Annotated in this window: 11 protein-coding genes; 4 read left to right on the top strand and 7 right to left on the bottom strand. The window is 51.9% G+C overall.

What is annotated here, in order from left to right:
- The first annotated feature begins 390 nt into the window (after positions 1-390).
- The gene (locus EPA93_RS13365; protein WP_165423075.1) at positions 391-789 is read left to right on the top strand and encodes a VOC family protein; all 399 of its coding nucleotides are present in this window, start codon (positions 391-393) and stop codon (positions 787-789) included.
- A gap of 21 nt (positions 790-810) precedes the next feature.
- Positions 811-1179 carry a YdeI/OmpD-associated family protein gene (locus EPA93_RS13360; RefSeq protein ID WP_129888002.1) on the top strand — a complete coding sequence of 123 codons (369 nt, stop codon included), beginning with the start codon at positions 811-813 and terminating at the stop codon, positions 1177-1179.
- A 199-nt stretch (positions 1180-1378) separates the two neighbouring features.
- Here EPA93_RS13360 and EPA93_RS48340 read toward each other — a convergent pair whose 3' ends face one another.
- Positions 1379-1516: a hypothetical protein gene (locus EPA93_RS48340; protein WP_165423074.1), complete on the bottom strand. Its 138-nt coding sequence runs from the start codon at positions 1514-1516 to the stop codon at positions 1379-1381.
- Positions 1517-1553: 37 nt separating this feature from the next.
- Between EPA93_RS48340 and EPA93_RS13355 the strand changes: the two genes are divergently transcribed.
- Entirely contained in the window at positions 1554-2222 is a 669-nt protein-coding gene (locus EPA93_RS13355) for a nucleoside/nucleotide kinase family protein (RefSeq protein ID WP_129888001.1), read from the top strand.
- 162 nt (positions 2223-2384) lie between these two features.
- On the opposite strand, the gene EPA93_RS13350 is transcribed toward EPA93_RS13355, so the two are convergent.
- The 6 genes from EPA93_RS13350 to EPA93_RS13325 all read right to left on the bottom strand — a co-directional run bounded on the left by EPA93_RS13350 (position 2385) and on the right by EPA93_RS13325 (position 10336).
- The gene (locus EPA93_RS13350) at positions 2385-3932 is read right to left on the bottom strand and encodes an MFS transporter (protein WP_165423073.1); all 1548 of its coding nucleotides are present in this window, start codon (positions 3930-3932) and stop codon (positions 2385-2387) included.
- Between the two features lie 207 nt (positions 3933-4139).
- Positions 4140-4589: an SRPBCC family protein gene (locus tag EPA93_RS13345; RefSeq protein ID WP_129887999.1), complete on the bottom strand. Its 450-nt coding sequence runs from the start codon at positions 4587-4589 to the stop codon at positions 4140-4142.
- A gap of 32 nt (positions 4590-4621) precedes the next feature.
- Entirely contained in the window at positions 4622-6262 is a 1641-nt protein-coding gene (locus tag EPA93_RS13340; RefSeq protein ID WP_129887998.1) for an FAD-dependent monooxygenase, read from the bottom strand.
- 87 nt (positions 6263-6349) lie between these two features.
- Positions 6350-6568, bottom strand: a complete 219-nt coding sequence (locus tag EPA93_RS13335) for a hypothetical protein (protein ID WP_129887997.1) — start codon at positions 6566-6568, stop codon at positions 6350-6352.
- Positions 6569-6766: 198 nt separating this feature from the next.
- The gene (locus tag EPA93_RS13330; RefSeq protein WP_129887996.1) at positions 6767-9532 is read right to left on the bottom strand and encodes a winged helix-turn-helix domain-containing protein; all 2766 of its coding nucleotides are present in this window, start codon (positions 9530-9532) and stop codon (positions 6767-6769) included.
- Positions 9533-9742: 210 nt separating this feature from the next.
- On the bottom strand, positions 9743-10336 hold the full coding sequence (locus tag EPA93_RS13325; RefSeq protein WP_129887995.1) for an HNH endonuclease: 594 nt from the start codon (positions 10334-10336) through the stop codon (positions 9743-9745).
- Positions 10337-11048: 712 nt separating this feature from the next.
- On the opposite strand from EPA93_RS13325, the gene EPA93_RS13320 reads away from it, so the two are divergent.
- Entirely contained in the window at positions 11049-12422 is a 1374-nt protein-coding gene (locus EPA93_RS13320) for a glycosyltransferase 87 family protein (RefSeq protein WP_165423072.1), read from the top strand.
- The last annotated feature ends 128 nt before the right edge of the window (positions 12423-12550 follow it).

Below are 12550 nucleotides of genomic sequence, written 5' to 3'. Positions count from 1 at the left end.
ACTCAAACAGTATCTGGCTCAACTTGTTCTATTTAGCGCTCACGAGAGCATTTCCTAACACGAAAAACTGGGGAAACGGGCCTATCGGCTTGATCGTCCTGATCTGATATACACTGTTGAAGGGTTTTTCGCTCTTCTGTGGAAATGATCGGGTGGAAGTCAAAGTTTTGCAATCTCAAGAGATGCACGCCTCGCCGGATGATGCACGCTCGGAGCGGACTGCTCGGTTCCCAGCACGCACCATTGCGCCGCGTTCTCCTTACGGATGCGAGCCACTTCGAAGTGGAATGAGGAGAATAAACAAGGGCGGCTTCTGTCCTCCTTTGAGAGTATACTATGTCTATCAAGGAAACCAAACACGACAGAAACAGGGACACAAAGGAGAAGAAGATGAAACTTAACGATTTTCGCCTGCTGGTCAACGATTTCCCAGCCTCTTTTCACTTCTGGCACGAGCTTGTGGGTCTCCCCACCATCTTTCGAGACGAGAACAATACCTACGCGGAACTGGACGCGGGCAATGTGCGCCTGGAACTGCTCAGAGCCGACTATTTCGCGGCCTCGGTTGGCGCTCCCCAACTCACGGTTGTGCAGGAAGGCTTTCGTGGCGTCGTAGTCTTCGAGGTCGATGATCTTGAGGCAACCTATGCCGATCTCGTCAAACGCGGCGCTCCCTCACTCGCTGCCCCGCACGATCATCCGGCAGGATTTGCCCGCGTCGCTCTCTTCACGGCCCCCGATGGCTATGCTCTGGAGCTCTTCAAATCACGCGGTAGCTTCCCACATTAAGCCGAGAGAGGAGAAAGCGATATGAAAAGCGGTGATATCTATCCGACGCTCGCCTTTGCAACGCAGCAGGACTGGGAGACATGGTTGGAGCAGCATCACGGTGAGGCCAGAGGAGTGTGGGTCAAGCTGGCCAAAAAAGGCGTTGCGCTTTCCTCCATCACCTACGCAGAAGCGGTCGAAGGCGCGCTCTGTTACGGGTGGATCGATGGCCAGGCGGCTTCATATGATGCACAATACTGGCTGCAAAAGTTTACTCCACGCGGCCCAAGAAGCCACTGGTCACAGACGAATCGCGCCAAAGTTGGAGCGCTGCAGGCTGCTGGCAAAATGCGCGCTGCGGGCCTGCGCCAGGTTGCATTGGCTCAGGCCGATGGGAGGTGGGAAAGATGATTGCGAACGTGCGGGCAGACTCAGCGGAAGAAGAACCTGCAGATTGCGCAATCCATGGAATGCTCATCCAGGAAGGGAAGTGGGTGCCCGTCATTTTTCGCAAAAGAGAGGGCATCACCAAGCTCAGAAACCCTCCTACGTATGAGCTAAGACACGCGTAGGGGAGCGGATGAGATCGGGACGACCTGCGTGTTGGCATCTAAGGCAGCAATTGAAAGAAGAGGAAGATGCGACCAAAGAAGCGTTCAATGCCACTGTATGTGCCCAACTCTTCTTTGGTCCAGGTCGGAGGCAAACAGGAGCGATTTTTCTGACGTTTGGGATTCCAAGGAATCACCGCAACCGCACCTCAAGCTAGTAAACGAGGAAAACCTATGAGAAGAGAACAACTTCTCCATCGATTGAGCACGCAACTTGTCGAGCTTCCTGATATACGTCCGCAGCGGGTTGCCTTGGATGGTATCGATGCTTCAGGCAAGACGACGTTAGCAGATGAGCTAGTGCCATGGATTGAAGCTCTAAAGAGGCCAGTGATTCGAGCTTCGATTGATGGCTTCCATCAACCCCGCAGGATTCGGCACCAGCGCGGACCTGACTCGCCCGAAGGATATTTCGAAGATTCGTTTGATTATGCTTCTTTGCGCAAGGCGCTGCTACAGCCACTCGGGCCACAAGGAAACAGGCTATATCGGCGCGCTGTCTTCGATTTTCGTGATGATGCACCATTGGAAACGCCCATAGAGAAGGCACCAGAGAATGCAGTACTGCTCTTTGATGGAGTATTTCTTTTGCGCCCCGGACTTATCGATCAGTGGGATTATCGAATCTTTGTGGATGTGAAGATGGAGCTGGCTTTGCAACGTGCCTTGCAACGCGATTTGCAGCTCTTTGGCTCTGCCGAGGAGGTTCGGGCACGCTACCTGAAACGCTACCAGCCTGGCCAACGTCTCTATTACCAGCTTGCCCGCCCACGCGAAAAGGCAGACGTTATTGTTGATAATAATGATCTATCTCAGCCGCAACTGATTTTCCCAACCTCCTGAGCTGGAAGAGCTATCTCAATACTTCTAGACACCTGGGCTCCGGGCAATTCCACTTAGTAAGCTTTCCATGCCTGCTCAAAAGAGCCCAGCCAATACGCCTGTCCTGAGCCTGGCGTTAACAAGCTCACCTGGAGAATACCTGGATACTTTATTAGTAAGCACTCACTGGATGGTTGAGTGCCTATCCTGCTTATGTCTTGTCGTTCTCTCAGCAGGCATGTCCTTCAGGAAGAAGGTTGCCAGCAGGGTTATCACGCTAAGTATCAGCACCAATGCAAAGCCATTCTGCAGCATCCCGGCAAGTTGGAGCCTGGCTGAGGCCGTGGCCTGGAGAGATGTTTGCGCATGTTGCGCGAAGGCTCCATTTACGACAACACCCATTAAAGCCGCTCCTAGTGTCAGGCCAAGCTGGCTGAGATAGCGAACCACGCCAGTTCCTACTCCTAGCTGCGACTGCAGGATAGTATTTTGCGCCACAACCATCTGGATGGCAAAGAAGGAGCCAGCCCCAAGACCGATCAGAACCAGAGCCAGACCAACCAGAAAGAGGTTGCTCTCTTGCCCCATACACATAAGTAGAAAGATGCCCAGCGTCATGATGGCCGACCCCACAATAGCAGTCAGCTGATAGCGCTTGAGCCGAGAAATCGCGGCTCCCGCCAGTGTCGCCCCTATCGACAAGCTAACCGAGAGAGCAGTGAATAGGGCTCCTGTCCCGGTCGGCGAGAGCGCCAGGATACCTTGCAGAAACAAGGTGAGTGGAATGAAGACCCCAATAAGAATCATGCCCTGAACAAGCGCAAGCAGAGCATTGACGGCGAAGACGGGCTGACGAAACAGGGCAAGGGGAATAATTGGCTCAACAGCTTTACGCTCGGCTATAAGAAAGAGAATATAGAAAAACCCGGCGGCCAGCAGCAGTACAATGACCTGCGGAGATGTCCATCCGCTTTCAAGAGAGAGCCCAAACAAGAGGCTGCAGGTCGCCACGACGAGCAGTCCCGCCCCTATCCAATCAATGCGCCCAGAAGTAGCTTGCTGGCCCCCCGACTCGCCTTGCTGCACATAAAAACGGCTGGGCAGAAAGATGACAAGCAGAAGCAAAGCAATTAAGCCAATAGGCAAATTCAGATAGAACAGCCAGCGCCAGCGCGTGTTCTCGGTGACAAAGCCAGTGATGAGCGGGCCATGATCAGTAAGCCAGCCGCCTATCGTCGGGCCACACAGCTGCGAAATGCCAAAGACAATGCCAAGCAAACCCTGCCTGCTTGCTCGCTGCTCCGGAGGAAAGATGTCCCCAACAACGATAGCTACCAGCCCGATGCCAATACCTGTGCCCAGCCCTTGCAAAGCGCGAAAGAGGATGAGCTGCTCCATCGTCTGAGAAATGCCGGCCAGTCCCGAACCCAGCAGGAAAAGAATAATTCCCCCAAGCAGAAAGCGCTTACGTCCAAACTGATCCGAGAGCTTGCCAGCCACGGGTATCGTTGCGGTTGCTGCTAATAAGTATGCGGTCACGACCCAGGTATATTGATCCAGCCCTTGCAAGCTGCTGGCCATACGTGGCAGAGCGGGCGTGACAATCAGATTATCTAGCGCTTCCAGAAAGGCCGTGAGCAACAAAGCAACCATGATAATTGTCAGGGTCGAGGGCGAAGGACGGCTGCTACTGCCCTGCGCCCTCGACAGTGTTGATGTATTTGAAGACATTTTTGCTATCTCTTTCCTAATTTTAACTTCCATTCGAGCATAGCGCGTGCAAGCTGTAAGAAAAAAGGGTTGAGCTTCGTAGGCAACATTGCCATCCCAACTCCAGAATGCCTAGCTTCGAGTCGAGATGACAATATTCCTTTGAATGCTATCTTTAGAGGGAAAATGCGAGATTTTCCCAGGGATCACTTGAGCATCAGGTCGTATTTAGCGCGCCTGCGAGCTCCGGCTAGCCAGAAGAGACTTGAGCCGCGCCACGTTCTGAGGCTGCGTCTTCTTCATCTCTTGCTTCATAAAGAACTCTGCGACTTTCGGAACGTTACCAATCTCAGCCGTGAGAACCAGTCGACATGATCCCTCAGAGAGCGCTTCAAGGCGATAGCTCTCACGAAATGAGTTTGGCGTTGAGGCCTCAGTTTCCAGGGCTAGCAGGCGATCTTGCTCAAACTCGACAACCCGGAGCGTCTTCTCGCTCTTATATCCTGAATACTTGCCAGCTTCGAAGTAGCTGGTTCCCAGCTGTGCAGGCCCGGGAGGAGTCACGCGAACTTCCAGAATACCTTTTATCCACGCGGGCCGCGCGTCAAGATCAGTAAGAAGCGCAAAAACAGATGCTGAAGAATATTCAAGGGTCTCGCTATATTCAAAGGCCGTCATAGTAATTTACCTTTCTATCTTTATGTTTAGATTTAGCGGCAGAGCAGTGTAGAAAAAGTCTGTTGCAAAATTTGCCTGGCTGCCTGCTTATTCTCGGCAGCCTCTTTGCTACGCCAGCCAATAAAGCCATCGGGCCTGACGAGGACAACACCGGTGGTAGTGATTCCATATGCCTCGCAGAACCTGTTTTCCACATCGATGAGATCAGCCTCTTCGCCACCAACCTGATAGCTATCTACCGGAAGCCGCTCTTCAGCTTTTAGCTCCTGAAGCGCCTCCTTCCAGAGCTCACCCTGTGGGCCGGCGAGGAGCACAAAGTTGGGGCCGAAAAGATCCTGAGTAGAGACTGGTTTGCCCTGCCGTTCGAGCAGCAGGTGCATGCCATGAGTTCCCGGCGTGCCTTTCCACTGATTTGCAGGAAGTGCCTGGGGAAGTTGCTCCTCGCCAGCTTCCCACACAAAGGCGCCAGCACCATAGCGAAAGCCGCCATTAACGACCGCAGGATCTACGGTAATTCCGGCTGAGCCCTCGTTCTGACGCTGCTGCGAGAGCAAGGCCATCTGCTCGGTCGTGTAGTCAGCCAGCGGACGTCTCTCCGCATCATAGGTAGTGAGCAGGGCCTCCCCGGCCTCACCACGCAGAACCGCGGCTAACTTCCAGGCCAGGTTATAGGCCTCAGCAATGCCTGTATTCGCGCCCAGGCCACCGCTAGGTGGTTGTGTACGCGCCGCATCGCCCACCAGCATAACGCGTCCCTGCTTCCATTGATCAGCAACCAGGGCATTCATTTCCCAGGTCAGCTTCGCCTTGAGCGTGATCGCCAGATCAGGAATACCAACTGCAGCCCTGATTAGCTGCAGGCAACGCTCTTCAGGATAGTCAGCCAGGCTTTCTTCTTCCGCTTCATAGCCGACATCCAGGCGAAAAACATTAGGTCGGAAAGAAGAGCCCGCGTAGGGAACAAGCGCTCCAGCCGCAATCTGCTCGTTACTAAGGAAACACATAATCGCGTGCCGCTCCTGGAAGACCTTCATCAAATCTGCCTCAAAGATCATGCTGATGAAATGCCCCATACTGCCTATGCCATGCTGGCCGATGCCAAGTTGCTGACGAACTGAGCTCTTACTGCCAGATGCATCTACCATATACTGAGCACGTACCGTGTATGTATGCTTGCTCTCGCGCTCACACAGCGTGGCAGTAATGCCCTCTTCATCCTGTGCAAAGGCAAGCAGTTCCGTACTAAAGCGCAGATCCCCGCCGAGCTGTTCAGCATGCGCACGCAGCACTGGCTCCAGTACATCCTGAGCGATAGCACTGCCGCGTGCAGCGCTGTCAGCATTGTTAAACAAGGAGCTAACGTCTTCCTGCAAACGATCAAACTCCTGGCCCACCAGGCTATCGACAAGTAGCACATTGCCTCCCTGCAAGAAAGGTGGCTCAACTTTATGGATATCATCTTCAATTCCAAGCCGTCGAAAGAACTCCATGGTACGCGGCGTAAAGCCCGTTGCCCGCGGATGGATTGCAGTTCCCGGATGGCGCTCAACTAGCAGCGAGGAAATGCCATGAAAGGAAAGGAAGAGGGAAGTTGAAAGCCCAACTAATCCTCCGCCAACAATCAAGACAGGGGCCATATTTTTACTGTCAGAAGGTTGTAATGATGTGTTCATTTCTGCTCCTAATCCTTATAAATCTAAAGAGAATATTGCATAGTTCGTGAGAGAAAAGCACGTAAGGTTCTTCGTGATGAGTACAGATCATTCGCCTGCTGGCTTCTCAGGCTCTTGGGCTTCAAGCGAGAGTAGCACCAGCCCCAGATCGCACATTTTGAAGAGAACGCCATAGAGCGCCGCCCGATCACGAATAAAGCCAGAGATAACAGTTGTGCCATTAGTTTCATGCGTAATCGAAAGATCCTCAAACCAATCTTGCCAGAAAGCACTAAGGTGCCCTTTTACCCTGATGACGTATCTCATACTCTTGTGCTCCGTTCGGTAACGTTTCATCTGTGCAGATAATACCCTCTCAACGAGCGAAATACAGTCATCCAAAGGATACTTTCAAAGGACACTTGCGGAGCGCACGCAGGTAGGAGGGTAGTAGCCTTTTGGCTACCATCCCTTTCGGCGGATATTAGCTCCAGCTCAATCTAGCGAAAGGTGAGTTTCTGAGCATTAGAGCAGCGCGCGCGAGCGGGCATGAGCAATGGCCTGGGTGCGATTCTCGGCCCCCAGCTTACTGAGGATGCTGGCTACATGTTTCTTGGCAGTGGCCAGCGAGACTACTAGCTCATCGGCAATCTCGCGATTAGAAGCCCCTTGCGCGAGCAGGAGCAGCACTTGTTGCTCGCGTGGGGTAAGCACTTCCAAAGGCGGCTGTGCAGTTTGCAAGGAAGGTGATTTGGAGCTAGGAACGCTCATCTCTTCAAGCACCACTTGAGCCGACTCTTGTCCAAAGGCAGTGAGCACGGTACGGGCATAAGCGATGAGCGCCAATGAAATGGGCGAATCGTTTTGAGGTGTGTGTGTAGTCTTAAGGAATGCTTGCAGTGCCTGTTGCATCGGCTCTCCAGCATCGAGAAAGACGCGTATGAACCCTTCAGGCTCAGCCAGGCTGAGTAGACGAAGGAGCATCTGTTGCGCTTCTTCGTCAGCTCCTGAAGCCTGTAAAGCATTGACTTTCAAGGCAAGAATGGAGATCACACTTCCCATGCGCGAAAATTGCTCGGCAGAGCTTTGCAAGGCAGCCAGCCGCTCTAAAGCCAGTGAGTACTTCTTTTGCGCCAGGTAAACGCGGGTGTGCGCCAGATAGGCGCTTTCACGGCTAGAGTAAAATTTCTGCCCATGAAGATAGGATGTGTGCGCGGCCCAGTCTCCAGCCCGCGCTAAATCGCCTTGTGCAAGCCAGAGCTGGACCTGGAGACTCTCGATCCAAGGTCGAAAAAGCGGAATGCTATCAAGCCGATGCGCGTTTTCCATCTCTTGTAGGGCTTGCCTTGCGGCCGCCAGATCGCCTTCAGCCAGGTAACAGCGCACTCTGACCTCATAAGCACCCATCAGAATATCCATGAATTGTAAGGGGCCCGTCTTTTCAATAGCGCTCAAGGCAGCACTTTTCGCAACCTCCAGCTGATTCCCTGCATAGGCAAGCTGGGCTCGAAATAAGTCTGGATACGCTGCCAGCGGAGCCTGAATGCCCAGGGTAGCGATCAATTGCTGAAGAACCTCGCAGCGGTCCTGAGCCTGTCTGAGCTGCCCTAATGCAATATAGGCGGCAATCAATCCCCAGAGATACTGGACCTGCAGATAGCGATTCTCGGCCATCCAGGTCTTTCGCCCCTCCTCTATGAGAGAGATCATCAGAGGAAAATTTCCGAGCAGGCGGGCTGCCACAGCAGTACTGCCCTCAGCTTGCAATCGCCACATAAGACCATCATCCAAGCACTGATCCTTTAGCAGTTCGAGGGTACCTTCCAGGCGCTCGGTCTCTCCATCTGAGAGCGCGCGCGTTAGCAAGTTCCAGCCCCGGAGAATTCTCATACGCTGGAGCAGAAGCTCTTGTTTCTGTGGGTTGAGAGTAGTCGGGTGCTGCATCAGCTGCTCCATTGCCTCCTGAAGCCGACGCGTATATACTCTTTCCTCTGGCATTTGATGAGAGAACGGAAAGAGCATATTGAAGGTCATAATGTAGCTGGTAGCCAGGAAAGGATGAGCGCGTAGAACATCTTCGGGAAGCATTTTAACCCAGGAGAGCAGCGTTTTAAATTCTCCGCGCAGATACAAACGCTCAACCCAACCCTCCAGTAGATCAGCCACAAACATGAAGTCCTGCGTAGCCAGAGCATGCGGGATAGCCTCGTGGGGCCAGTCCTGGCGCTGATACCAAAGTGCAGCCTCTCGGTGTAATCTTCTGAACTCTTCGGGCTCCTTTACTTGTAAGCGCGTCAGCAACACTTCGCGTAAGAGCGTATGTAGACGATACCAGCTTTGCTCTTCATCAAGCGATATGAGAAAGAGATTGGCCCGTTCAAGCTCCTCTAGCATTTGCTGACTTGCCAGTTCACCCGTCAAGGCCTGGCAGATCTCGGCATTCATTCTGGTAAGTACCGAAGTATGGAGCAGAAAGCGCTCCTGCGCCTGCGGTAGAGGGGCCAGAATCTCTTCCTGTATATACTCCAGTAAAAAGCGCTGGCTACCGCTAAAGTTTCGCAGAAACGTCGAAACATCAGTATGCTTGCGCAGAGAGAGAGCCGCCAGTTGTAGGCCAGCGATCCAGCCTTCAGTGCGTTGCTCCAGTCGCGCAACCTCCTCCGGGGTAAGTGAGAGGCCCATGACCTTACTAAAAAAACCGGCAGCTTCTTCTTCGCGCAGGCGTAGATCTCCCTCGCGAATCTCAATAACCTGTCCGCGCGCGCGCAAACGCGCCAGTGGAAGCTGAGGATCGGCCCGCGTTCCCAGAAGTAGATGCAGGTTGGCAGGAAGATGGGCGAGTACAAATTGCAATGATTCATGAATTGCAGCTTCACGAATCAGCTGATAGTCATCAAGGATCAGGGCCGTATCCTTTGCCTGAGCTGCCAGTTCGTTGAGCAGCACTGTCAAGGCGCTAGAAAGCGTCGCCGGCTGCGGAGAATGCAGCATCGCAAGGGTAGTCTCTCCTACCGCAGCGCCGGCTTTCCTGAGCGCGGCAATGACATAGGCCCAGAAACGTGCGGGATCATTGTCTTGCTCATCCAGCATGAACCAGGCAACCTGGCTGGTACACTGACCCGCCCAGGCTGAGAGAAGGGTAGTTTTGCCAAAGCCTGCCGGTGCCGATATCAGGGTCAAGGGAACCGAGGTGCTCTGATCGAGAAGCGCGAGCAGATGTGGGCGGCGCAGTAGTGCTGAACGAACAGGTGGAATGGTAAATTTGGTCACCAGCAAATCTGGCTCGGCCATCGAAAAGTCTCCTTCTCAGTTAAGATGCATGCTGGGCTCTCTTGTCTCCTGCTGGGAATTTCTCATCCTTTCGAGCAAACGAGGAGTAAATGAGCTCGACTTAACTCTATCACTATCGCCGGCTGTTTTCAACAAGCTGAGCACACAATATCGACAAGAGGCCCTGAGACGCTAGCTTCCCGCATCTTGCTTTTTTGTGGCGATCATCCCTCAAGCTTTCTGATAATGGCTTCCAGGCAGGCATTGCCAGCGCCAAATAGCTTCCGGGTATCCATTCCAGGCTTCTGCCTCATGAAACATCACAGCTTTTCCCTCCACCAGGTATCCGCGAAAAGCGCCTTCAGGAATGGAGGCAAGCATCCGATCAGCAAAAACTAGAGTCTGCCGGGCATCGTAAAGCGTGCCATCGAGCAAGGCAAACTGTTCATAGATATGCCGCTCAATCTCCGGCCAGGCCAATTTCTTCGCCACTAACGCACGCGTCACGCAGACAATAGCCGCCATATTCGTGACTTCCGGCTTACAATCAAAGATAGTTATGTGCCCTTCCAGCGCATTTATTCCGAGGTGCATCACGCTATGACAGGCCGGGCAAACCGTCTCCAGATTATCCAGCTTGTGGTTATCCTCGGCGCCAATATGATTCACTTGCATAAATTTATGGCATACCAGGCGACAGTAGGTACAGGTATATTGATCTCTCTGCAGAACACGTTGCCTCGTCAGCTTCCACGCGTATGGATCGCGATCCTTAAACCATTCACCAGAAGCAATAACCGACGCTCTTAGCCGCTTTCTCTCCATAGAGACTCTTTTCATTTCCCCAGATATTATTTGATAATCCGCAAAAGCTCATTTATGCCCATCATCTTTCCCTGAAGATTTTACCATTTCCCTGAGGTCCTGTCTCCCAAATTGTTTTCTCCCCTTCCCCGGCACCAGTGGTCATACACGCTCTCAACTATAAAACTCTCTCATTCTATTTATATCATTTAAATCTATTATATATCTTTCATAGTAAGAAATCCAGCATAATCTCATTAACTCTGACACCATTTGAACTTTTCCTGACAATATTTAAACAATGTGCATTAATTGTTTTTCTTACCATAAATATGCAAATTACTTGACTTTCTGTCTCAGATGTGTCATAAATCATACAAGATATGGGCCTGAAAATCTTCTATAGTTCTAAATATTGAGGATGCTCATCATATCTTTCCTTTTCCCATTGCCATTTTTGTACTGGTTGCCTTTTTAACCTTTCCCGTGCAAACACGCTTCTTAAGATAGTGTTTTGTCAAACTTCTTGTGATGAGAGTGTAGCCTGCGGAGGCGGAGGGATCAGAGATAACTATCTCACATATCCCTTCTTTTACATTTAATATAGATATAATACTATTTAAATAGAAAGTGCACGTATATGATAATAAATATTACTTTTAGGAATTTGATCACTAAAAAGCGTAGTTCTCTGCGGCGCTTATGCTTGCTCACCTTGGCGGCGCTGGTTTTTATGCTCCTATATACTCTCTTGCGAATTCTTGCTCCCCAGCCAGATACACCATTTTCCCCATTCTTGCTCGGCTGGATCATCTGCTTTCTCCCTTATTTTGCGGTATGTATCTGGATCGTAAGAACCAGGCCGCTTACAGGCAATGGAAAATGGGCCGAGCTAGCTATTATTTTTCTTGGCACGCTCATCTTTCATTTGCAGCTGCTCTCCTTGCCAGCCGGGCTCTCGCGCGATGCCTGGCGCTACTTATGGGATGCACATGCCACAATCCACGGCTACAGCCCCTATATCTATGCTCCTGGAGACCAGATTCTCATCCCGCTGAGAAATATACTCTTCGAGCAGAGCCGCTATCGCAACCTGGTTACCAATTATCCTCCAGGTGCCCAGGGCTTCTTCCTGCTGGGATATCTACTTTCTTCAACCAGCTTACTTGGTTTAAAAACCGTCTTTCTCGTCTGCGATCTCGCCACCAGCCTGGCTCTGGCTCTGCTGCTTATACGTAAACAGCTCGATCCGCGCAAAGCAGTTATCTATGCCTGGTGTCCCTTGCCCCTGGTTGAATTTGCCGTCGAGGGGCATGTCGATGTATTAGTAGTTATGTTTACTGTACTAACCCTGCTTTGCGCCAGCAGCAACAGATCTTCTATGCGTATCCTGGCAGGTATCATGCTTGGCATGGCCACGCTCTCCAAGCTCTACCCACTGATATTGCTTGCCGCTGTCGTACAGCGTCGTGATTGGCGCCTTATGTGCGCCTGCGCGCTAACAATCTTACTGGGATATGTTCCATTCCTGATCCTTGGTCATGGCCGAGCCCTTGGCTTCTTTCTTTCCTTCGCAAATCAGCAAGGATCGAACGCTGGTCCTATCCAATTAGGTGTGCGCTGGATCAGCTATGGATTACAGCTTAAAGAAGCGAGTATTCTCTCTCTAGAACATATAGTTGACGGAGGTGTGCTGGGTGGTGCAGCCTTGCTTTTACTCTTCTTGCAGAATGTGAGAAGGATTGAGCCGGAGACGGCTACCCTGATTCTGCTTGGGCTTGTGGTAGCAATGCTGCCGCATGTATTTCCCTGGTACGTGACGACCATCGTGCCCTGGATTGCCATCGCGCTAAGCAACACAACAACTGAAGCGGGCGGGTCAGGCAAAAAAATAGCTGTATTGGCAGGCTGGTCCTTTACCTGCACGGCTGTGTTAAGCTATATCCCGGCTATTGAAGCCTTAAATACTACACCTATCTGGTTCTGTTACTATGCTTTTGCCTATGGACCGGTCCTGCTGGGGGTAAGCGCAGCCGTAGTTATGTGGTGGCTGAGGACAAGGAGGGCCAATCTTCCAGGAGCTAATTCAGATGGATCAGAAACATAGAGGTTTCTGCCTGGAGCCACGTGTCTCTCGAAAGTAATCTATTGGCCAAAGGAGCTTGGTCGGCAGAGTTTTCTTAGCCTTTCCTACGAGTCCAACGACAGATCTTCGCCTCTTTGGGAAGTTGTGTA

This window comes from Ktedonosporobacter rubrisoli (assembly GCF_004208415.1).
Classification (GTDB): Bacteria; Chloroflexota; Ktedonobacteria; order Ktedonobacterales; family Ktedonobacteraceae; genus Ktedonosporobacter; species Ktedonosporobacter rubrisoli.
Note: the sequence above shows the minus strand (reverse complement) of the source record. Positions and strands in the feature narration are given on the sequence as shown.